This is a genomic window from Mesorhizobium sp. M0060, from assembly GCF_040323155.1.
GTDB lineage: Bacteria > Pseudomonadota > Alphaproteobacteria > Rhizobiales > Rhizobiaceae > Mesorhizobium.
The window spans coordinates 1-22483 of the sequence record NZ_JAMYUP010000004.1 but is presented as its reverse complement, the minus strand read 5'-3'; the positions used below and the strand labels follow the sequence as shown (position 1 = coordinate 22483).

At 63.0% G+C, this 22483-nt stretch carries 19 protein-coding genes; 7 read left to right on the top strand and 12 right to left on the bottom strand.

The window, feature by feature from the left end:
* The first annotated feature begins 2 nt into the window (after nucleotides 1–2).
* Entirely contained in the window at nucleotides 3–551 is a 549-nt protein-coding gene (locus NKJ94_RS05585) for a DUF924 family protein (protein WP_352523847.1), read from the top strand.
* Between the two features lie 24 nt (nucleotides 552–575).
* Here NKJ94_RS05585 and folK read toward each other — a convergent pair whose 3' ends face one another.
* The 3 genes from folK to folP are packed head-to-tail and all read right to left on the bottom strand — an operon-like array spanning nucleotide 576 to nucleotide 2292.
* The gene (gene folK, locus NKJ94_RS05580) at nucleotides 576–1100 is read right to left on the bottom strand and encodes a 2-amino-4-hydroxy-6-hydroxymethyldihydropteridine diphosphokinase (protein ID WP_352523438.1); all 525 of its coding nucleotides are present in this window, start codon (nucleotides 1098–1100) and stop codon (nucleotides 576–578) included.
* The gene (gene folB / locus NKJ94_RS05575) at nucleotides 1084–1443 is read right to left on the bottom strand and encodes a dihydroneopterin aldolase (protein WP_352523436.1); all 360 of its coding nucleotides are present in this window, start codon (nucleotides 1441–1443) and stop codon (nucleotides 1084–1086) included. Before folB ends, folK begins: the two co-directional genes overlap by 17 nt.
* A 3-nt stretch (nucleotides 1444–1446) precedes the next feature.
* Nucleotides 1447–2292, bottom strand: coding sequence for a dihydropteroate synthase (gene folP / locus NKJ94_RS05570; protein WP_352523435.1), 846 nt, complete (start codon nucleotides 2290–2292; stop codon nucleotides 1447–1449).
* 96 nt (nucleotides 2293–2388) lie between these two features.
* Here folP and NKJ94_RS05565 point away from each other — a divergent pair, with 96 nt between their 5' ends.
* Nucleotides 2389–3006, top strand: a complete 618-nt coding sequence (locus tag NKJ94_RS05565) for a DUF922 domain-containing Zn-dependent protease (protein ID WP_352523433.1) — start codon at nucleotides 2389–2391, stop codon at nucleotides 3004–3006.
* Between the two features lie 226 nt (nucleotides 3007–3232).
* Nucleotides 3233–4714 carry an MDR family MFS transporter gene (locus NKJ94_RS05560; protein ID WP_352523431.1) on the top strand — a complete coding sequence of 494 codons (1482 nt, stop codon included), beginning with the start codon at nucleotides 3233–3235 and terminating at the stop codon, nucleotides 4712–4714.
* A gap of 27 nt (nucleotides 4715–4741) precedes the next feature.
* On the opposite strand, the gene NKJ94_RS05555 is transcribed toward NKJ94_RS05560, so the two are convergent.
* The 3 genes from NKJ94_RS05555 to NKJ94_RS05545 form a co-directional block, all read right to left on the bottom strand.
* Nucleotides 4742–5770 (bottom strand): NAD(P)/FAD-dependent oxidoreductase, encoded by a 1029-nt coding sequence (locus NKJ94_RS05555; protein WP_352523429.1) that lies wholly within the window; start codon nucleotides 5768–5770, stop codon nucleotides 4742–4744.
* Nucleotides 5771–5852: 82 nt separating this feature from the next.
* Nucleotides 5853–6173, bottom strand: coding sequence for a 2Fe-2S iron-sulfur cluster-binding protein (locus tag NKJ94_RS05550; RefSeq protein WP_023674833.1), 321 nt, complete (start codon nucleotides 6171–6173; stop codon nucleotides 5853–5855).
* 97 nt (nucleotides 6174–6270) lie between these two features.
* Nucleotides 6271–6639: an Hpt domain-containing protein gene (locus tag NKJ94_RS05545; RefSeq protein WP_352523846.1), complete on the bottom strand. Its 369-nt coding sequence runs from the start codon at nucleotides 6637–6639 to the stop codon at nucleotides 6271–6273.
* A gap of 284 nt (nucleotides 6640–6923) precedes the next feature.
* On the opposite strand from NKJ94_RS05545, the gene NKJ94_RS05540 reads away from it, so the two are divergent.
* The gene (locus tag NKJ94_RS05540; RefSeq protein WP_352523427.1) at nucleotides 6924–13418 is read left to right on the top strand and encodes an apolipoprotein A-IV repeat region-like domain-containing protein; all 6495 of its coding nucleotides are present in this window, start codon (nucleotides 6924–6926) and stop codon (nucleotides 13416–13418) included.
* A gap of 116 nt (nucleotides 13419–13534) precedes the next feature.
* Here the strand turns inward: NKJ94_RS05540 and NKJ94_RS05535 are convergent, their stop codons facing one another.
* The 4 genes from NKJ94_RS05535 to NKJ94_RS05520 form a co-directional block, all read right to left on the bottom strand.
* A complete protein-coding gene (locus tag NKJ94_RS05535; RefSeq protein WP_352523844.1) occupies nucleotides 13535–14143 on the bottom strand; it encodes an ABC-type transport auxiliary lipoprotein family protein in 609 nt (202 codons plus the stop codon).
* A gap of 82 nt (nucleotides 14144–14225) precedes the next feature.
* Complete coding sequence (locus NKJ94_RS05530) at nucleotides 14226–15599, bottom strand: MlaD family protein (protein ID WP_352523425.1); 1374 nt, start codon at nucleotides 15597–15599, stop codon at nucleotides 14226–14228.
* A 13-nt stretch (nucleotides 15600–15612) separates the two neighbouring features.
* The gene (locus NKJ94_RS05525; RefSeq protein ID WP_352523423.1) at nucleotides 15613–16431 is read right to left on the bottom strand and encodes an ABC transporter ATP-binding protein; all 819 of its coding nucleotides are present in this window, start codon (nucleotides 16429–16431) and stop codon (nucleotides 15613–15615) included.
* Between the two features lies 1 nt (nucleotide 16432).
* The gene (locus NKJ94_RS05520; protein WP_352523421.1) at nucleotides 16433–17617 is read right to left on the bottom strand and encodes an ABC transporter permease; all 1185 of its coding nucleotides are present in this window, start codon (nucleotides 17615–17617) and stop codon (nucleotides 16433–16435) included.
* Between the two features lie 78 nt (nucleotides 17618–17695).
* Here NKJ94_RS05520 and dgcA point away from each other — a divergent pair, with 78 nt between their 5' ends.
* Nucleotides 17696–18679 carry an N-acetyl-D-Glu racemase DgcA gene (gene dgcA / locus NKJ94_RS05515; RefSeq protein ID WP_352523420.1) on the top strand — a complete coding sequence of 328 codons (984 nt, stop codon included), beginning with the start codon at nucleotides 17696–17698 and terminating at the stop codon, nucleotides 18677–18679.
* Here the strand turns inward: dgcA and NKJ94_RS05510 are convergent.
* Both NKJ94_RS05510 and NKJ94_RS05505 read right to left on the bottom strand, forming a co-directional pair.
* Entirely contained in the window at nucleotides 18650–19867 is a 1218-nt protein-coding gene (locus NKJ94_RS05510; protein ID WP_352523418.1) for an MFS transporter, read from the bottom strand. The genes dgcA and NKJ94_RS05510 overlap by 30 nt on opposite strands.
* Before the next feature lie 127 nt (nucleotides 19868–19994).
* On the bottom strand, nucleotides 19995–20783 hold the full coding sequence (locus NKJ94_RS05505) for a UDP-2,3-diacylglucosamine diphosphatase (protein WP_502904172.1): 789 nt from the start codon (nucleotides 20781–20783) through the stop codon (nucleotides 19995–19997).
* Nucleotides 20784–20936: 153 nt separating this feature from the next.
* Here NKJ94_RS05505 and NKJ94_RS05500 point away from each other — a divergent pair, with 153 nt between their 5' ends.
* Both NKJ94_RS05500 and NKJ94_RS05495 read left to right on the top strand, forming a co-directional pair.
* The gene (locus NKJ94_RS05500) at nucleotides 20937–21716 is read left to right on the top strand and encodes an SDR family oxidoreductase (RefSeq protein ID WP_352523416.1); all 780 of its coding nucleotides are present in this window, start codon (nucleotides 20937–20939) and stop codon (nucleotides 21714–21716) included.
* Nucleotides 21717–21976: 260 nt separating this feature from the next.
* Nucleotides 21977–22483 (top strand): IS110 family RNA-guided transposase (locus NKJ94_RS05495; protein WP_352523415.1); only part of this gene is annotated, 507 nt, incomplete at its 3' end.

Sequence of the window (22483 nt, the reverse complement as noted above, 5' to 3'; positions counted from 1 at the left end):
TGATGAACGAACTGGACGAGCGCGCTCTCTCCGTCACCAGATTCTGGCGCGACGCCGGGGAGGATGCATGGTTCGAGAAGAGCGACACCTTTGATGCCGACTTCCGCACCCGGTTTCTCGATCTGCACTTCGCCGCCGCCCGGCGCGAATGCGACGGTTGGTCCGAACACGCCGAAGGGTCGCTGGCGCTGATGATCCTGCTCGACCAGTTTCCGCGAAACTGCTTTCGCAGCACCGGCCACATGTACGCCACGGACCCGCTGGCGCGGCATTTCGCCGGGAAGGCGATTGCCGCCGGTCATGACCTGGCGCTCGACGAAGAGCTCCGCGTCTTTCTTTATTTGCCCTATGAGCATTCGGAGGACCTTGCCGACCAGCTCAAATCGATGGAGCTTACCGCCGCCAAAGCCCCGTCCTATCTGAAATATGCGGTAGAGCACCGCGATATCATCCAGCGCTTCGGCCGCTTTCCGCATCGAAACAGGATGCTTGGCCGGGAGACGACACCCGACGAACAGATGTTCCTCGACGGCGGTGGGTTTTCCGGCTGAGTTCGGGCACCGATGGCGGCAGCGTCAGGCCGTCCACCAATCCCGGCCCGACGGCAGCCGTCCAATGCCCGAAGTGTCGACGGCGGCCAGTCGCTCCGACACGCTCTTGCCGTCGACCACAAGCTCCGGCGCAATTTCTGCCAGCGGCGCCAGCACGAAGGCGCGCTCCAGCATGCGCGGATGCGGCACCTCCAGTCCGGTCTCGTGGATGATGCGGTCGCCGAACACGAGAATGTCGATATCGATCAGGCGTGGACCCCAGCGCTCCTCGCGCACCCGCTTCAGTTTTCGCTCGACATCAAGGCAAAGCTCGAGCAAGGCGCGCGGCGCGAGCACGGTCGAGATTTCGGCCGCAGCGTTGAGGAAATCCGGCTGATCGAGCTTGCCCCAGGGCGGCGTGCGGTAGAGCGACGAAACGGCAACGACGCGCGTACTCTCGTCGGCATCCAGAATGCCCAGTGCCGCAGCCATCGACTTCGCCGGATCGCCGAGATTGCCACCAAGGCTGAGATAGACGGTGTTACTGGTATTATTATTCTGGCCAGACAACGGTCACCTCGACATGATCGAGCACACCCGGCACCGGGGCATTCGGCTTGCGCACGGTAATCTCGGCCTTTTTGATCTGCGGAAACCGTGCCGTCAGCGCCCTCGCCACTTCGAGCGCCAGCGCTTCGATCAGAAAGCGCCGCTCGCCGGTAATGATCCTTTCGATCACCGCAAAGGCAATGCCATAATTGACGGTGTCTTCGATGGAATCGTCGACCAGCGCCCGCCCTGGATCCACCGTGAGTGCGGCATCGACATAAAAGCGCTGACCGAGCGTCTCCTCCTCGTCCAGCACGCCGTGCCGGGCGAAGAAGGCGCAGTTCTTCATTCGGATGACATACATGGCTCAGCTTTCCCCGGTCTCACGTGCCAGCATAGCATCGGCAATGGCCAACGCATCCACGTTGATTGCGACATCGTGGACGCGAAACAGATGCGCGCCTTTGAGCCTCAGGATGACGCTGGTGGCCGCGGTTCCGGCACCCCTTGCCGCCGCGTCGCGGTCGGTGACGGTGCCGATAAAGCGCTTTCGCGATGTGCCGGCCATCAGCGGAAAGCCCAGCGCATGAAGCTCGGAAAATCGTGCCATCAGGTCAAAGTTTTCCGCAGCTGTCTCCTTGGCGAAGCCGAAGCCCGGATCGAGCACGATATGGTCGTCGGCAACACCGCTCCGCTGCGCGATTTCCAGCGACTTCCTGAGGAAGAAAAGCTGATCGGCAATCACGTCGGGCAGTTTCTGCCGATCCCGTCCCGTGTGCATGATGACAAGCCCGGCGCCGGTTTCGGCCGCGATGCGGGCAATACCCGGTTCGCGCTGCAGGCCCCAGACGTCGTTGACGATATGCGCGCCGGCTTGGACGGCAAGCCGGGCCGTGTCCTCCCGGTAGGTGTCGACCGAGATCAGCGTTCCGCCAGATTTCGCGAGCGCCTCGATGATCGGCAATATGCGGGCCTGTTCTTCCTCTGCGGAGACCGCAGTCGCGCCGGGACGTGTCGATTCTCCGCCGAGATCAATGACGGAGGCCCCCTCCTCCACCATACGGCGCGCCCGGGCCACCGCTTTTTCCGGGGCATCGAACAGCCCGCCGTCGGAAAAACTGTCGGGCGTGACGTTGAGGATGCCGACGACGACGGCCTTGCCGCCAAGGTCGAGATGGCGCCCATGTGCCAGTTGCCATCGCCCTGTCATCATTGCCCATCAACCATGTTCGATCCCGCGCCACGACCGGGGATCAATTCCGTTGCGCCGGAGACGGCGGTAAAGCAAGGTGGGCAAAGAGGCAACACGATGACACGATCCCTCCTCTGCGCCCTGATGCTCGCTCTGACCGCACTCCCGGCCGGCGCTACGACTCTCGTCAAGACATATAGTTATTTCCCGATCGGCGGCAGGACGCTCGACGACATCGAGACCCAGCTGTCGAAACTCGGGCCTCAGGTGAAAAGCACCGGGTCGCGGCATCCAGGCGCCACCCAGATGGCGTTCACCACCCGCGTCAGTTATGCGGAAAAGCCGGGCTCGTGCTGGATTGCTGACGCCGTCGTCACCGTCAAGGTCAAGGTCATCCTTCCCTCATGGCGCCGCCCGCGCAAGGCCGATGCCGGCGTCAGGCTGTTCTGGGATACGTTATCCGCCGACATCAAGCGCCATGAGGAACGCCACGTCGAGATTGCCAAGAACCATGGCCGCGAACTCGAAGACGCCTTGAAGGCGAGCTACCCGGAAAAGACCTGCGAACTGGCCAAGGCCAAGGCCGCGAAAATCACAGCGGCCATGCTTGCCAAGCACGACCAGGACCAGATGCGCTTCGATCGTGTGGAAAGCGCCAATTTCCAAAGCCGTATCCTGCGGCTTTTGCACTATCGCATCGAGCGCATCGAGAACGGCCGGCTCGCTCCCGGCTGAACTCTGCGTCGTCGGACAAAACCAATTTGGAACAAGCCAATTTTGGCGAAGCATAGTGCCAGCTTCGAAAAACTTTCGAGCCCCTGTCGAAATCGGCCTATAGCGAACGACATATGTCAAGTTCGCAAGGCTCAGTCTCAAGGCACGAGAACACGTCCAATCTGCACACTCGACGCAGTCCAGCCGCCTCGCGGACGTGCACGCAAGCATTAATGGATGAACCGATATGGACCAGACTATCGACAAGCAAGCGATGGTGGAAACCAGCACGCCGCTGACCGAAGCCGAGAAAAACGCCATCATCGGCGGCGTGCTGTTGTCGATGCTGCTGGCGGCGCTCGACCAGACCATCGTCGCGCCGGCGATGCCGACGATGGCACGTCTGCTCGGGCATGCCGAATATCTGCCGTGGATCGTGACCGGCTATCTTCTGACCGCGACCGCCGTGGCGCCGCTCTACGGCAATATCTCCGACATCTATGGCCGCCGGCCGACCGTCTATGCGGCAATCCTGATCTTTCTCGCCGGGTCGCTGGTCAGCGCCATGGCCCCCAACATGCTGGTCCTCGTCGTCGGCCGGGCGATCCAGGGCGCCGGCGGCGGCGGCCTGTTCGCCCTGACGCAGACCGTGATCGGCGATCTCGTGCCGCCGCGCGAGCGGGCCCGCTACGCCGCCTGGATCTCGGGCACCTGGGCCGTCGCCAGCATCGCCGGGCCGCTGCTCGGCGGCACCTTCGCCGAGCATCTGCATTGGTCGCTGATCTTCTGGATCAACATCCCGCTTGGCCTGCTGGCCATGGCGATCATCAACAAGCCGCTCAAGAAGCTGCCGATCGCCGCAAAGCATCACCGCGTCGACGGCCTCGGTGCGGTGCTTCTGATCGCGGCCACCTCCTTGCTGCTGCTTGCCTTGAACTGGGGCGGCAGCGAGTATCCGTGGTTGTCGCCTGACATCCTTGGACTGCTCGCCTGCTCTGCTGCGTTCTGGAGCGCGTTCGCGCTGCGGCTCATGCGCGCGGCCGAACCGCTGATCTCGCTCGAAGTGCTAGGCAATCCGATTGTTCTCGCCGGCACGCTTTCGATGTTCCTGCTGCAGGCCGCCAATGTCGGCTTGTCGGTCTATCTGCCTGTCTACCTGCAGTCGATCGTCGGCCTGTCGGTCAGTGAATCGGGCACCGCGTTGCTTGGGCTGATGCTCGGCACGGTCGCCGGTGCGACGTTCAGCGGGCGAATGATCCCGCGCTTTTTCCATTATAAGCGCATCGCCATGATCGGCACTGTTTTCTCGATCCTGTGCCTCGGTGTACTCAGCCTGGTCGCCGGGCATGCCTCGCTGTTGGTTGTCGAGGTGTTGACGACCTGCATAGGCTTGGGCACAGGCACGACCTTTCCGGTTGCCACCGTATCGGTCCAGAACGCCGTCGATCGCATGCACCTTGGCGTGGCGACCGGCGTGCTCACCTTCCTCCGCTCGCTGGGTAGTGCGCTTGGCGTCGCAATGCTTGGTGCCGTCGCCCTTGGCTACGGGCTGCCGCTGGCCAGCGAAGGCGCGCAGGAGGTCGGCCATATCGGGTCAGTTACGCCCTTTGTGATGATCTTTCTTGCCGCGGCGGCGACCTTGCTGCTGTCGTTCATCACGCTCTGGCTGATGCCGGAGAAAACGCTTCGCGGCCATGCCGAGGCTGTGGCCCCGGCCATGGCGGAGTAGACCCGCCTGACGAAAATACAGCGAGGCTCAGTCGACCACGCCGAGCTTCTTATGCAGACTGGTCGACGAGGTCGTATACTGGAACACGATGCGCTCGCCGGGGCTGATGACGCGCTTGGCTGCCTGCGCCATTAGCGCGACCTCATGGAACCCCGACAGGATCAGCTTCAGCTTGCCGGGATACCAGTTGATGTCGCCGACGGCGAAGATGCCGGGCACGGACGTCTGAAATTTTTCGGTATCGACCGGGATCAGGTTCTCGTGAAGATTGAGGCCCCATTCGGCGATTGGGCCAAGCTTCATCGTCAGGCCGAAGAACGGCAGCATCCGCGTACACGGCACTTCGATATCGCCCTCCGGCCCCTTGATGGTGGCGGAGACTAGCTGGCCGTCGGTGCCGGTCAGGCCAGTCACCTGTCCAACCTGGAATTCCAGCTCCTTCATCTCCTGCATGGCGTACATCTTGTTGACGCTGTCGGGCGCTGCGCGGAATTCGGGGCGCCGGTGCACCAGCGTCACGCTCTTGGCGACCGGCTGCAGGTTCAGCGTCCAGTCGAGCGCCGAATCGCCGCCGCCGACGATGACGAGGTCGTGGCCGCGAAAGTCCTCCATCCGGCGCACCGAGTAGAACACGCTCTTGCCTTCATAGGGCTCGATGCCCGGAATCGGCGGCCGCTTCGGCTGGAAAGAGCCGCCGCCGGCGGCGATCACCACAATTTTGGCTTCGAACACCTCGTTTTCGTCGGTCGTGACGCGGAAGCTGCCGTCCTCCAGCCTTTCCAGACTCGAAACCATGCGGTTATAGGTGAATTCGGGCTTGAACGGCGCGATCTGCTCAAGCAGCTTGTCGACCAGGCCTTGCGCCGAGATCGAGGGCCAGCCCGGAATGTCGTAGATCGGCTTTTCCGGATAGAGTTCGGCGCATTGCCCACCGGGCCGGTCGAGTATGTCGATCAGATGGCACTTCATGTCGAAGAGGCCGAGCTCGAATACGGCAAACAGGCCGACAGGCCCTGCCCCGACAATGAGTACGTCCGTCTTGGTGATAGCGGTCATGGAGCGTGCGCCTTTATGGGAAAACGGCGCGACACTGCATGACCATTGGTCCGCTGCCAAGCGGCAGCGGCAAAAATCGGCTTCAGCCCTGGCGGGCCGGCACGCGCACGACCAGCCCGTCGAGGGCGTCGCGCACCTTGATCTGGCATGACAGCCGCGAGTTCGGCTGGACCTCGTAGGCGAAGTCCAGCATGTCCTCTTCCATAGCTTCCGGCTCGCCGACCTCCGCCGTCCAGGCTTCGTCGACATAGACATGGCAGGTCGCGCAGGCGCAGGCGCCGCCGCATTCCGCTTCTATTCCCGGCACCGCATTGCGGATCGCATTTTCCATGACGGTCGAGCCGTTTTCGGCATCCACGTCAAAATGCGTGCCGTCATGGGCGATGAAGGTCAGCTTGGTCATTTGTCACCTGAAGGGAGTCTGAGCCGACATAATCACTCTGCCGGACAAGTCAACTGCGGCGCGAAAGCGCCGCTGCGTGGCGTTTTGGGAATAAGTCCTATCGGCTGATGGCGGCGACGAAATCGCGCACTTCTTCGATCAGCGAGCCAAGCCGCTTCAGCGTGCTGGCGTCTTCGGGCCGGCATTCGATCGCACTGGCGCAATCGGCAATGGCGAAGGCACCGACCCCGCGCGCCGAGCCTTTGAGCCCGTGCGCCAGTAGCAGCCGCTGGCTGACATCCGCATCGACGATCTTGTCGCGCACCGACAGCGCCTGCTGGACGAACAGCGCCAGCACCTCCTGCTCGAGGCTCCGATCGCCCATCGTCTGGCGCGCAAGATGCGCCAGGTCGATCGGCCGCGCCCCGGCTGTCCCCGACACGTCGCCGCCGGGCATCGAGAAGGCAATGCCGTTTTCGCCACGTATCACTTTGAGACTCCGTTCTTCGGCCGCCGCAAAAACTAGGCGTATCCGGTGGATAACGGGTTAATGATTGGCCCGGAAAAATGTCGCGATAACGGCGCCGAAATCACGGCTTCGTTAACCTTATATTTAAAGTTTTACGTATCGGGCGGAATGCATGTTTTCTTTACCCCGCTGTGTCATTACGATACGACAGGTCCATTTTCAGCCTCCTGCGCGGGACACGCTAGGCAGAATCAATAAGCAGAACATAAGTCCCGCGGCAGCTTGTACAGGGTAGCGAAGGCATGGCGAAGAAACCAACGACGACGAGAACGCTCGACAGCGACGTAGCCAGGGAACTCGAAAAGGCACTTGATATCGATCTGAGCGGCGATGCCGGCGGCGACTTCGACATCGCGGCATCCATGGAAGATCTGGAAGCGCAGATATCGCAAGCCGCCGACGAACTGGCGCGCGAAGGTCGCAGCCAGAACGAGGCGCCTGCCCCCGACCAGAGCCAGAACGCGGCACCTGCCGCCAATCAAAGCCAGAACGCAAACCCCGCGCCAAAAGCCAAGCCGGCTGAGTTGCGCCCCGTTGCGACGCGCAATGGCTCGCAGCCGGCCGCTTTCTCGCCGGCCAATGACGATCGCCAAAAAGACTATAAGACGCTTCTGCACACCCTCAATCTGCGCGCCTCGAACACGATCTATTGGGTCGTGGCTTTTGTTTCGCTGGCCTGGATCGCCGGCGCCGGTGGGCTCGCGAACCTGTTGTTCGGACCTGGCATCTGGAACATCCGCACCGTCGATCAGTTTTTCGCCCGTCCTGAGCTGATCGGCCTGGCGGTCGCGGCAATCGTGCCCGTCATCCTGTTCTGGGCATTCGCAGTGATGATTCGCCGCGCTCAGGAGATGCGCCTTGCCGCGCAGTCGATGACCGAGGTGGCCTTCCGTCTGGCCGAGCCGGAAAATCTTGCCCAGGACCGCGTCATGATGATCGGCCAAGCGGTTCGCCGCGAGGTGGCGGCCATGGGCGAAGGCATCGAACGCACGCTTGCGCGTGCAGTCGAACTCGAAACGCTGGTTCACAGCGAGGTGAACCAGATCGAGCGCTCCTATTCGGAGAACGAGTCCCGCATCCGCTCGCTTGTCGACGGGCTGGGCAGCGAGCGCGAAGCGGTCGTCACCCATGCCGAGCGCGTGCGCGCCTCGATCACCGGCGCCCACGAGACGCTGAAGGACGAGATCAACGCCGCCAGCGATATCATTCGCGACAGCATTCTCAACGCCTCGACCAAGCTGTCGATGACGATCAACGAATCCGGCGACACGCTGATCGACAGGATCAACGGAAGCTCGATGTCGATCTTCGATTCGGTGGAAGGCCGGCTGGAATCGATCACCGACCGGCTGTCGACGTCGGGCGAGGCCTTTGCCAGCCTGCTCGACACCCGCATCGCCAAGCTGACGGACACCACCGATGGCCTGACGCGGTCGCTGACCGACCTGCTCGACGACCGCACGACCGGCATGGTGTCGCTGCTCGGCGGTGCCGCCCGCACACTCAATTCCGAATTCGAAGCCAGCCTCAACGGCATCGAGCGGACGCTTGCCGAACGTGGCCAGACGCTGATCAGCGAGTTCCAGACCCGCGCCGAGGCGCTCGACACCGGTACGCAGAAGCTCAACGCCGCGCTGGAGGCTCGCGCACGCCAGATCAACGAGACGCTGGTCGAGCGCGCGCGCGAAATCGCCCACACCTTCCAGGAAAGCAAGGAGACGCTGTCGGCGATGATCGATCAGGGCAAGACCCAGATCGGCGCCGACATGGCCGACATCGTTTCGTCGACCTCGACCATGCTTGAAGCCCGCGCCGGCGATTTCGCCGGGCGCATGGAAGCGGCGCGCCATGTCGTATCGCGTTCCTTCGATACGGACATCCAGCGGCTTGCCGATGCTCGCGCCGGCATCGAGGAAGCCGTCGAAAACCACAGCCGCAAGCTTTCCGAAAGCCGCGACCGGATGGCGGCGGCAATGCAGGCCGATCTGGCGAAGTTCGCCGAGGGCCGCGCCGAAATCGACGCAGCGGTGACCAACCAGGTGCAGAAGCTTGCCGAAGGCCGCGGCCAGATCTCGCGCGCTCTTGAAGAGGATCTGCGCAAGGTCAACGAATCGCGCGCGGCGATCGACGCTTCGCTGGGCAGCCATCTAGAAAGGCTTGAAGAGGGCCGCAACAGGCTTGCCCAGGCATTGAACGAAGACTCTGGAAAACTCGTGCAAGCCCGCACGATAATTGATGAAATGGTTGCCGGACACGTCGGCAAGCTCGCCGAAGGCCGCAGCATTCTTTCGCGCGCGCTCGAGGCCGACCTCGGCAAGCTGGCAGACAGTCGCGCCAGCATCGACGGCCTTGTCGCCGGTCAGGTCGAAAAGATCGGCGAGGGTCGCGCCATACTCGCCAGTGCGCTGGAAGCCGACATCGCCGGCATTAATAGCCTCATCGAGACCCACTCCGCGAAATTGGCGCAAGACCGCAGCGGGCTTTCCCAGTCGCTCGAGAACGACCTGTCCGACATCAGAGGTCTGATCGCCCATCATTCGGGCAGGCTCGCCGATGATCGCAGCCTGCTTTCGAAGACACTTGAAGACGATCTTGCCAAGCTGGCAGAGAGCCGGTCGAGCATCGACGGGCTGGTTGCCGGCCAGGTCGAGAAGCTGGCCGAAGGCCGCGACATTCTCAAGCGCGCGCTGGAATCGGACCTGAACGCGATCAAGGGCGTCATCGCCAGCCAATCCGAAAAGCTGGCAGAAGACCGTGGCCAGTTGTCCCGGGCACTGGAGGGCGACCTGCAGGCCGTGCGGGACGTTGTCTCCGATCACATGAACAAGCTCGCCGAAGACCGTTCGACTCTGTCGAAGGCGCTCGAAGACGATCTCGCCAAGTTGGCCGAAAGCCGCTCGAGCATCGATGTGATGGTTTCCGGCCAGGTCGAAAAGCTGGCAGAGGGCCGCGACATCCTCAAGCGCGCGCTGGAAGCCGATCTAAGCACCGTCAAGGGCGTCATCGCCAGTCAATCCGAAAAGCTGGCGGAGGATCGCGGTCAGTTGTCGCGGGCACTGGAGACCGATCTCGAGACTGTGCGGGGCGTCGTCTCCGATCATATGAACAAGCTCGCCGAGGACCGTTCGGCCCTGTCGAAGGCGCTCGAGGACGATCTCGCCAGGCTGGCAGAGAGCCGGTCGAGCATCGACGGGCTGGTCGCCGGCCAGGTGGACAAGCTGGCTGAGGGCCGCGATATCCTCAAGCGCGCGCTGGAAGACGATCTGGCCAAGCTGGCCGAAAGCCGCTCGAGCATCGACGGGCTGGCCGCCGGCCAGGTGGAGAAACTGGCTGAGGGCCGCGACATCCTCAAGCGCGCGCTGGAAGACGATCTCGCCAAGCTGGCCGAAAGCCGCTCGAGCATCGACGGGCTGGTTGCCGGCCAGGTCGAAAAGCTGGCCGAAGGCCGCGACATCCTCAGGCGCGCCTTGGAGGCCGATCTCAGCACGATCAGGGGTGCCATCGCCGATCAGTCGCAGCTATTGACCGACAATCGCGCACAGTTTTCGCGTGCGCTGGAAGCCGATCTCGGCAACGTCAACAGCCTTGTCGCAACCCACGCCGAGAAGCTCGTCCAGGACCGCTCGACCCTGTCGAAGGCGCTCGAGGACGATCTCGCCAAGCTGGCCGAAAGCCGCTCGAGCATCGATGGGCTGGTTGCCGGCCAGGTCGAGAAACTGGCCGAAGGCCGCGACATCCTCAGGCGCGCGTTGGAAGCCGACCTGGAGAGGCTTGCATTAAGCCGCAGCGAGGTCGACGAGATCGTCGCTGGTCATGTCGGCAAGCTGACCGAGGGCCGCGACATGCTGACCCGCGCATTGCAGGACGATCTCTCCAGGCTCGCCGATACGCGCAAGGATGTCGACCGTTCGCTGTCCGGCCATATCGACCAGATCGCCGCCAGGAGCACCGACATCTCCGATGCCATTGCTGCCGACGTGGAAAAGATCGAGCAGGCGTTCAGCCGGCAGACAGGCATCATCGAGGAGCGCGCCAGCACCATGGAGCGGGCGCTGTCGACGGGTGTCGACAACGTTCGCAGTGTGCTCGAAAGAAGTGCCGTCTTCGTCGCCGGAGCGCTGCGCGAGAAGGTCATGGAAGTCACCAGCGCGCTGCATGAGCAGGCTGGCGCAGCATTCAGCGATGCCGACCGCAAGATCGCCGAGCGCGCCGAGCAGACCTCGACCGCCCTGCTCGCCAGGGCGGAGGACATCGCGCGCACCTTCGAGGAGGCGGATCGCCGCCTCGCCGCACGCGCCGAGGATACGTCGAGCGCGCTGATTGCCCGCGCCGACGACACGTCGAACACCTTGCTGGCGCGTGCTCAGGAGACGGCCGATCAGCTGGCAGCCAGAGCAAGTGAGATTGCCGGTACCTTCGACGCGGCGGATCACAGGCTGGTCTCTCGCGCCATCGAAACGGCCCAGTCGCTGGCTGCACGTGCCGGCGACATCCTGCGCAATTTCGAAACAGCCGATGAGCGGCTGGGTGTGCGCATCGGCGAATCCGCCGAAGCTCTCGCGGCACGTGCGTCGGATCTCGGCCGCATTTTCGATGCCGCCGACCAGCAACTTATCTCGCGCATTGCCGAAGGCTCCGAAGCACTTTCGGCCCGTGCGTCCGAGATCGGCCGCATCTTCGAGGAGGCGGATCATCGCCTGGTGTCCCGTATCGCCGACAGCAGCACCGCCATCGGCGAACATGCCGACAACATTGTCGGCGCCTTCACCAGCACCGAGCAGCGGGTTGCCGAACGCGCCAGGCAGACTGGCCAGGAACTCGCCGTCCATGCCCGTGAAATCGAGCAGGTGCTTGCCGGCGCCGACGAACGCTTGGCATCGAGTGCTGCTGCCACAGCGGCCCGCGTCGAGGAGCAGGTCGTGAGCGTCGAGAACCGCTTCGCCTACACCGCCGAGACAATGGGCCAAAAGCTCACCGAACAGGTCTCGAACGCCGAGGCGCAGCTGATCTCGCGTGCCAACACGATCGCCGAAACCTTCACCGCGGTCGGCCAGCATATCGGCCAGAGCACCAATGACGCCGCAAAGACCATCGGTGCCAATACTCGCGAGCTCAATACGATGCTTGCGGCACGTTCGGCCGAAATATCGAAAATCCTGGACGAGACGGCACGACCTCTGGTCGAGCGCTTCGCCCAAGGCGGCTCCGAGCTGCAAAAGAGCATGGAAGAGGTCACCGAACGTGCGACCGAGAAGCTGCGCACTCAAAACGCCGCCCTCGTCGACGCCCTCGCCAGCCGCACGGCCGAAACCCTGTCGGCCGTCGAAGGCGCGCGCTCGACGCTTGCTGACAGCGTTGCCGACCTCATCGGCCGCATGACCACCTCCAGCTCGCAGCTCGGTCAATTGATCGAGCAGGCAGCGACCAATCTCGGCCAGGTCGACGAACGCCTGACCGGCAGCACACAAAGCTTCGCGGCGACCACGGAAAAGACCGCGCAGACCTTCGCCAGCTCGGCGCGCCTGGTCGATTCGAATACGACGCGGCTCACCGAGCTGTCGTCCTCGACCTTGCGCGAGGTTGCCTCTATCGCCACCAAGTTCGACGAGCACAGCCGGTTGCTGTCCAGTGCCTCGGACCTGTTGAGCTCGGCCCAGAGCAACCTCGAGCACACGCTCGAAAGGCAATCGTCGCTGGAAGACCTCGCTGTCGGCCTTGTCAAGAAATCGGAAGATCTCGAAAGGGTCATGCGCTCGTTCGAGAATCTGGTCGGCCAGACGCTGCAGAACGCCGAAGGCAAGACGCTGGAATCCGCCGACAAGATCCGCACCGCGATTTCCGAAGTGGTCGATTCGGCCACCAAGCGCTTTGCCGATGCGACCGAGGAGATGCGGCGCACCGCCGGTTCAATCAAGAGCGAGCTCGACCTCACCCGCGCCGAGCTCAAGAAAGGCGTCATCGAAATGCCGGAAGAGGCAAAGGAATCAACCACGGCTATCCGCCGTGCCGTTTCCGAGCAGATCAACGCGCTGAAGGAACTTTCTGAAATCGTTGCGAAATCTGGCCGCAGCGCCGACAGTTCGGAGCAGCGCAACCTCCGTCCGGCGCCGCAAGCGCCTGCCGCGCGCGCCGCCGAACCGCCACGCCGCCCAGCTCCGGCTCCGGAACAGCGCCGTGCACCGCAGGCGCCTTCGGGCGAGACGGCGCTGCGCGGCACGCTCGACCTCGAACGTTCTGCAGACACAGCGCCGCGCCAGCGCGAACCAAACGGCCGCACGCCGCAGGGCGGCTGGGTGCGCGACCTCCTGACCGGTGCATCGCGCGAAGACGACGCCAAGCCGGCAGCGCCTGCCGAAGCGCCGCGTCCGGCTCCCGCTCCGCGTTCGCCGCTTCACGTCGTGGAGTCGCTGAACTCGCTTTCCGTCGATATCGCCCGCGCCATCGATCACGATGCCTCGATCGAGCTGTGGAACCGCTACCGGCGCGGCGAGCGTGACGTCTTCACGAGGCGTCTATACACACTGAAGGGCCAGCAGACGTTCGACGAGATCCGCCGCAAATATCAGTCGGAGGCGGAGTTCCGCGCCGCCGTCGACCGTTACTGCGATGATTTCGAAAAGCTGCTCAAGGACGTGTCGCGCAACGACCGCGACAACATCATGGCGCAGACCTACCTGACGTCGGATACCGGCAAGGTCTATACCATGCTGGCCCACGCCAGCGGCCGCCTGCACTAAGCGGGCGATAGAGGCCAAACGAAAAAGGCGGGAAACTCCCGCCTTTTTCATTTACGCCGATTGAGTCTGAACAGATCGGCGGCCCGGATGATCGCGCCTGGCGGCGTCTGGCCGGTTCAGATCACAGTGTCCGTCCAGTTGACGATTTGCCTGGCCGCATCGCCGAACGCGGCATCGAGCGCGCCGACATAGGCCTGGTTGCCGCTGCCCGAAACGGGCGCGGTCGCGCTAAACGTCTTCGACGCCCGTACTTCGCCGTTGCGGTCGTTCAACAGGCGCACGAACAGCTCGATCTCGGCATGTTCGCCGCCGTCGACCCGCACCTCGAACGAGCGGATTTCGACGATCACCTGATAGTCGATCGCCAGCCCCTCGCCCGGCTTGCCAACACCGGTAAAGCTGCCCGAGCGCTGGAAGGTCTCTGCCAGCCGCGCCTGTACGATCATCGGCAGCCGGTCGGCCCATTGCGCGCCCTTGAGATACTGGATCGATCGCGGCGATGGCTTGATGACGATGTTTTGGCTGTCCAGCGCCTTGAGCGCCGATGGCTGGGCGATGAGGATCTGGCGACGGCTGTGGCCACGCGCTTCCAGCGACGGCGCCGAAAGCTCAAACGTATCCAGCGGCGCCGGCTTGCCGCCCAGCGCCGCGCAGCCGGCGAGCGAAAGCGCCAGCAGTGCCGCTCCGGCCTTGAACCCACTCGATCGGACGCGGCCTGAACTGATCGACTTCAAACGCGATCCCCCCCGGATCGTGGAAACAACGCGTATCTGCAAGCTATGTTCTTGCGGTGGGCGCAGGCCGAAGTCAACGGCGCACCCTGCCGTCGAACTGCCGAACCTCACCCTCGCCGCCGGACAGGATCCGCTGTGGATTGCGGCTGAGGTCGGTCACGGCCTCTTCGATGCGGTTGATCGAACGACGGCTGTCCTGGACCAGCGATTCGACGTTTTGCAGCCCCTGTCCCGAGAACCGCGCCAGATTGTCGGTGATGGTACCGAGGCGGGCATTCAGCGTGTCGGCGACCTGCTTGAACGATTTGAGCGTCGCCCTGGCATCGGCCATGACGCCGTCGGCCTGACCGGAGCCGAGCAGTTTGTCGACCTTGGCAAGGATACCGTCGACTCGCACCGAGGCATCGTTGAGGCGTCCTGCGAGCTGGTGCGCGTCTTTGATGGTTTCGTCGATGTCGTCGGCCCGGTTGGCGAACTTGTTGGTCACCTTGGCGATGTCGGCGGCAGCTTCGTTGGCGTTTTCGCTGGCCTTCTGGATATTGGCCAGCGCGGTGCGAACCTCAGCCGGATCGATGCCGTCGAGAACGCCGTCGACCTTGGCCAGCGTGCCTTGCGTCTTCTGGGCGAACTCGTTGATCGAGCCTACCGCCGTGTCGACGTTCTTGATGACCGTGTCGAACTGCTTGCTGGTTTCCTTGAGGTTGGTGGTGACAGTGTCGACATTGGCGACGATGCTCTTGATCTGGTCCTTGTCGACGGCGTTGAGTAGCCCTTCCGCCGCCTTCAGGGTGCTGTCGAGCTTGCCCGAAACGCCCTTCAATTCGTCTGCCAGCGAGCTGACGCTGGCCAGGAACTTGTCGACGCCGTCCGAATTCCTGGCCAGCGCATCGGAGAAGGTCTGGACATTGTTGACGGTCTGCGTGAGCGGCCCGCGAACGTCCTTGGTGAAGCCTTCGAGCTCCGAAAGGACCTTGTCGGCGCGGGTGAAGATGTTCTGCGCCGTCTGCAGCAGATTGGTGACCGCCGACGGGTTGGCAACGATCTCGGCGACACGGCCTTCCTTTTCCGCCTCGTCGAGGAGCTTGGGCTCCTTGGGGTCGGCGCCCTTGAGCTCGATGTTGGCCTGGCCGGTGAGGCCGGCAAGCCCGATATCGGCCTGCGTCGACTTGGTGATCGGCGTATTCCGGTCTATTTCGGTGTCGGCGATGGCAGCGGTCGGATTGTCGACGTCGATATAGACACGGCGCACGTCGCCGACCTTGACGCCGTTGAACAGCACGAAGCTGCCACGGCCGAGCCCCGAAGCGGACCCTGGAATGCGCACGCGCAGTATCGTCGTCTCACCCTTGTCGCCGATCGCCGCCGTCCAATAGACGAAGGCGAAAGCCGCGAGGATCGCGGCCAGCGTGAAAATGCCGACAATGACGTAGTTGGCCCTGGTTTCCATTGCTCACTTATGGCTATGCGCGCGCCGCAAGATCAAGTTGCCGGGCGCGTTTTCCGCGGAAATAGGATTTTACCCAGGGTTCCTCGCTCCTGAGCATGTCGTCGATCGTGCCCTCGACCAGCACTTTCTTGTTGCCGAGCACCGCCACGCGGTCGCACGCGGTAAACAGCGTGTCGAGATCGTGTGTGACCATATACACGGTCAAATCCATTGTATCGCGCAGCTTGACGACCAATTCGTCGAACTCCGCGGCGCTGATCGGATCGAGCCCCGACGTCGGTTCGTCGAGGAAGACGATGTCCGGGTCGAGCGCCAGAGCGCGCGCCAGCGCAGCACGCTTGATCATGCCGCCGGAAAGCTCGGAGGGGAATTTCTGCGCCGCGTCCGGCGGCAGTCCGACCAGCTCGACCTTAAGCATGGCCAATTCGTCCATCAGCTTCTTCGGCAAATCGAGATATTCGCGCATCGGCACCTGGACGTTTTCGAGAACGGTCAGCGCCGAAAACAGCGCACCATGCTGGAACAGCACGCCAAGCCGCATGTCGATGCGAAGGCGCTCCCGTTCGCTTGCCTTTTCGACGTCGACGCCAAACAGTTTGATTGTTCCCGATTGCTTGCGCGTCAGGCCAAGGATGGTACGCAGGAGGACGGACTTGCCGGCACCGGAAGCGCCGACGAAGCCGAGAATTTCCCCGCGCCAGATATCGAGCGACAATTTGTCGAGAATGACCTTATCGGCGAAGGACACCGTGATGTCGTGCGCCGACAGCACGATCTCGTCTTCTTTGGCTTTCTCCGCCACCTTGGTCGAGTTTGTGCCCGGCAGCGCCATGTCAGAACTCGATTGCTGCATAGAACATGGCGAAAAGCCCGTCGAGGATAATGACCACGAAGATCGACTTCACCACTGAGGCGGTCACGTGCTGGCCGAGCGATTCGGCGCTGCCGCCAACCTTCATGCCTTCGACCGAGGCAATCGTGCCGATGATCATGGCCATGAACGGCGCCTTGATCAGGCCGGCAAAAATGGTGCTGAGGTCGATGGCGACGCGCAGCCGGTCGATGAAGGCCGCCGGTGCAATATCGGAATAGAGCCATGCAGCCAGTATGCCGCCGCCAAGTGCCGCGAAATTGGCGATGATCGTCAGGCAAGGCAGCGCGATGACCAGCGCGACCAGCCGCGGGAACACCAGCACACCGATCGGATTGAGACCGATGACCTTCAGCGCATCGACCTCCTCGCGCATCTTCATTGAGCCGATTTCGGCGGTGATCGCGCTGCCCGAACGGCCGGCGATCATGATCGCCGTCATCAGCACGCCGAGTTCGCGCAGGATCAGCACACCGACCAGGTCGACGACGAAGATATCGGCGCCGAAATAGCTGAGCTGATAGGCGCCTTGCTGGGCGACGATCGCGCCGACGATGGCCGACATCAGCACCACCACGGGTATGGCGCCGACGCCCATGCGATCGATCTGGTTGAAGATCGCCGCCATGTTGACGGCATGGCCGCGGCCAAGCTTCATCTGCGAGCCGCGTATCGTGGCGCCGAGGATGTTCATTGCGGCCAGGAAATCGTCGCGCATCTCATAGACGCGCCGGCCAACCGCCTCGAGCCCGCGAATGATGAAGTTGGGCGGCTTTGCCGGACCGGATTCGGGCTCGCGTCGAACCGCATCGCCGACGGCGCCGAGCAGGATCGAGGCAATCTCGCTTTGCCCCTGCATCGTGATCTCGACGCCTTTCTTTTCGAAGCTGCTGACCAGACGATCGATCAGCCAGGCGCCGGCAGTGTCCATCTTCTCGATCTGCGACAGATCGAGCGCCAGCGTCTTGAAGCCGCTGCGCTTCTCGATCTTGCGCATCTCGGCGTCGACCAGCGCCACGGTACGTGTCGTCCAGCTTCCCGAGAAAGCGCAGCCGAGAACGCCGCCCTCTTCGCCGATCGCGATGCGCGGCTGGTGGTCGGGCTCCTTGGCAGTGCCGCTTGCCTCGCGTTTGCGGATGGTCAACATGGCGTCCTGTTTAGCCTGACGGGGCCGACCTGTCGATTTGCCGACATCCTCCTTGTTGCACAGCCGGAGCAGAAAAATATGGCGCGTGTCATTTCGGTCGAGGCCGAGCGCTTTCCCATCGCCGGCACCTTCACCATTTCACGCGGCTCGAAGACCGAGGCTGAGGTGATTTCCTGCACCATCAGCGAAGGCGGCCATATCGGGCGCGGCGAATGCGTTCCCTACAAACGCTATGGCGAGATCATGGAGGGTGTGCGCGACGCGATCGAGGCGATGCGCGGTGAGATCGCGGGCGGCATCAGCCGCACCGCCCTACTCGACGCCATGCCTGCCGGCGCGGCACGCAACGCCATTGACTGTGCGCTCTGGGACCTGGAAGCGAAGATCAGCGGAACACCGGTGGCGCATATGATACGCGCCGTTCCGTTACGGGCGCTTGAGACGGCTTACACACTGTCGCTCGCCGAGCCGGAGGCGATGGCGGCGCAGGCCCGCGCAAATGCCAAGCGCCCGCTGCTCAAGGTCAAGATCGGTGGCGACAACGACATCGCCCGCATCCGCGCGGTGGCGGAGGCAGCACCCGACAGCCGCATCATCCTCGACGCCAATGAGGGCTGGACGAACGGCAACATCGTGGAAAACCTCGCCTTTGCCGCCGGGCACGGCATCGCCCTTATCGAACAGCCGCTGCCGGCGGGACATGACGATATTCTTCGCCACATCGCGCATCCGGTGCCGATCTGCGCCGACGAAAGCGTGCACCAGGCGAAGGACCTCGAAGCCCTTGTCGGCCTCTACGACGCCGTCAACATCAAGCTCGATAAATCGGGCGGCCTGACCGCAGCACTCGTTCTTCGCGAGCGCGCCCGCGAACTGGGTCTTGGCGTCATGGTCGGCTGCATGGTCGGCACATCGCTGGCGATGGCGCCGGCCGTGCTATTAGCGCAGGGTGCCGATTTCGTCGATCTCGACGGTCCGTTGTTGCTAGCCCGCGACCGCGTTCCCGGTCTCGTCTACCAAGGTTCGCTGGTGTCACCGCCCGAGCCGGCGCTGTGGGGTTGAACGCGCCGCAAGCCCGATCAGCGCCAGGCCCGTCAGGGCGATGGGGATCATCGCAAAGAAGCCGTTCGCGCCGAAGCGGTCATAAAGAGGGCCTGAAATGAGCGTCGCCACGGCCATGAAGAAGCCGTTGGAGAAATAGGCGATGCCTTGTGCGGCCCCGGTGCGTTCTTCCGAGACCGTCTCACCGATCATCTTTTGCAGGCCGATCAGCACCAGTGCCACCGAAACCGCGTGCAACGTCTGGATTGCGAAAAATCCGCCGACGCCAAGGCCAAGCGGCCAGATCAGCGGGAAGGCGATCCAGCGCACGATCGCGCCTATCCCGGCAATCAGCATGATCGACACGACCGAGAAAGAGGCAAAAGCGCGGGTGAAGACGACGAACATGCAGATCTCGGCGACAACGCCCCACCCCCACAGCAACCCGACAACCGAATCACTGATGCCGATCGACTTCCAGTAGATCGACACGAAGCCGTAGAGAAACGCGTGGCTGGCGGTGATGACGCCGACGCCCGTCGAAAAATAGAGGAAGTACGGGTTGAGGAGTTTCGGTGCCGATTGCTGGATATCGGCGGCCGAAAGTGGCGAGGCGCGGCGCGGGCGGCCGAGGCGCGGCGCAATCAGCCCGGCGGCTAGCGCGGCACACAACGCCGCGAAGATGATCACCGGGACGGCCTGGGCACCGCTCGCCGACAGGATGAAACCGCCGGCGAGATTGGCGCAGAGATAAGAGATCGAGCCCCATTTGCGCATGCTTGCGTAATTGGAACCGAAGCGGCGCACACCCGAAAGGGCGAGCGAATCGGCAATCGGCGAATGCGGCGTCCAGACGACCGTCAGCGCCAACGATACGGCAAGTACCATTGCGTAGGTCGGCGGCAGGAAGTAACCAGCCGACAGGATCAGCGATGCGGCGACCAGCGCGACATAGACATTGGCGCGGTCCCTCGCTTTGTCTGCCAGCGCGGTAAGAAAAGGCGTCGTCAACACGCGCAGGAACATCGGCGCGGCGAGGATCACGGCTATCTGTTCGGCATGGAACCCCTTCGCCTGCAGCCACAGCGGGAAATAGGGCACATGCGTTCCGAGCGGCACAAAAAGCGTAAAGAACATCAAGCTCATGCGCAGTTCGAAATGGCGTGGCTTGACGAGCTGTTCGGGCGAAAGCGGCGGCAGCGAGGACATCAACAGGCGATCCGTCGGCACGGCATTTGGCCGGGTCGGCCCACCACACCTGCCGCTGCATAACACGGCGAAAAAGTCGATGAAACCGTTGGACTAACCGATTAAAGCGCGATGAGGCCGGGGTTGGTCAAGCCGCCTGGACTGCCCTGCCCTTGATGTCGATCGGCACCAGCACTTCGTCGCCGACCGGCGTTTCAGGCAGGACATGCGCCCAGTGCAGGATCTCCATCTGACCGTCGAAATGCTCGACCACCGCCGTGCAGCTTTCCACCCAGTCGCCGGTGTTGATGTATTGCACGTCCTCGTAGCTTTCGATCGCGGCATGGTGGATGTGCCCGCAGATCACGCCGTCGACATGCGAGCGGCGCGCCTCCTCGGTCAGCACGGTCTGGAACGAGCCGATGAAATTCACCGCCTTCTTGACCTTGACCTTGGCCCAGGACGAGAACGACCAGTAAGGTAGACCGAGCACTTGGCGCAGGCGAGTGATGACGCGGTTGACCAGCATCGCCGCGTCATAGGCGTAGTCGCCTAGATAGGCCAGCCAGCGCGCATTGTGGACGACGGTGTCGAACTGGTCGCCATGGATGACAAGAAGGCGTTTGCCGTCGGCGGTCTCGTGGATGGCACGGTCGGCGACGACGATGCCGCCGAAATGCACGCCCTGGAACTGGCGCGCGAACTCGTCATGGTTGCCGGCTATGTAGGTGATGCTGGCGCCCTTGCGCGCCTTGCGCAGCAATTTCTGGATCACGTCGTTGTGGCTTTGCGGCCAATGCCAGCTTCGTCTCAGGCGCCAGCCGTCGACGATGTCGCCGACGAGATAAATGATATCGGCATCGTGATGGCGCAGGAAATCGATCAGGAATTCGGCCTTCGCCGCCTTCGATCCGAGATGGACGTCGGAGATGAACATGCTGCGGAAAGTGCGGGGCTCTGCGCCGGACATCATTTGTCACCGTTGCTTTCGCGTGAGGCTATGCCCCGATTCATGCAACAACCGTATGACGGTTGCGATTGGTCCAGCCATACGGGTAGGTTGCCGCGGCAATCAGAGGAGAAAATCACCATGGACCTCGGCATTCGCGGCAAGAAGGCCATAGTCTGCGCTTCGAGCAAAGGCCTGGGGCGCGGCTGCGCCATGGCACTGGCCGAGGCAGGCTGCGATCTGGTCGTCAACGGCCGCAACGCCGATCAGCTGGCCAAAACCGCCGCTGAACTGCGCGAGAAATTCGGCGTCAAGGTGACCGAGATCGTCGGCGACGTATCCAAGCCCGGGGTCCAGAAGGCGCTGCTTGCCGCCTGCCCCGATCCAGATATCCTCGTCAACAACAATGGCGGTCCGCCGTTTCGCGATTTCCGTGCGCTCGACCGTGAAAAGATCCTCGAAGGCGTCACCCAGAACATGGTGACCCCTGTCGAACTGGTTCAGGCCGTGATCGACGGCATGGCGGCGCGCGGCTTCGGCCGCATCGTCAATATCACCTCGCTGTCGGTCTACGTCCCGATTCCCGGCCTCGATCTGTCGTCCGGCGCCCGCGCCGGCCTGACTTCGTTCCTTGCCGGCGTCGCGCGCACGGTGATCGACCGCAATGTGACGATCAACAACATGCTGCCGGGCAAGCTCGACACCGACCGGCTGCGCGGCCCGCACGAGGCCGGCAGCGTCGAAGATCCGGCTGCCGCCGCCGCCCGCAAGGCGCAGGCCGCAGCCAACGTTCCGGCCAAACGGCTCGGCACGCCGGAGGAGTTCGGCCAGATCTGCGCCTTCCTGTGCTCGGTCCACGCCGGCTATCTGACCGGGCAGAACATACCGGTGGATGGTGGCCTCTACGTCAGCGCGTTCTAATCCAACGCTTGGTACCCGCTGAAAACGAAGGGAAACGGGCCCTTCTCTGCCATTCCTTCGAAGAAGTTGAAGGGCAAGCCGTGGCCCAAATGCGACCTTGGTCTTTCGCTCGGTAAATAGCCGCGTCGCGCCTCATGTCGGCCGCAACGACGTTGACTGCGGTTGCTCAAAAGCAGATGAGGTGGATGGCTCCCGCTCCCGGCCTCTGAGTGCCACAGTGGGTTTGCTGTCAGGCAACCCGAGCAAAGGAGCCATCCGCCATGCAGATTACCACCGTGGGCCTTGATCTGGCCAAGCGCATTTTTCAGGTTCATGCCGTCGACGCGTCTGGGGGCGTTGTCGTGCGCAAGGCCCTGCGCCGATCGCAAGTTCTGCCGTTCTTCACCAAGTTGCCACCCTGCCTGATCGGCATGGAGGCCTGCGGGACGGCACATCACTGGGCTCGAGAACTGACGGAGCTCGGCCATGAAGTCCGCCTGATGCCACCGTCCTACGTGAAGCCCTATGTGAAGCGCGGCAAGAATGATGCGGTGGACGCGGAAGCGATTTGCGAAGCGGTAACACGCCCGACCATGCGCTTCGTGGCGATGAAGTCGGCCGAGCAACAGGCGGCCCTGTCGCTTCACCGCACACGCAATCTTCTGGTCAAGCAGCGCACGCAACTCGTGAACATGATCCGCGGCCTGTTGGCTGAGTTCGGCATCGACATTCCCCAAGGTTTGGAGCGGGCGCTTAAGCTGGCGCGCCAGATAGCCGCGAAGAAATCC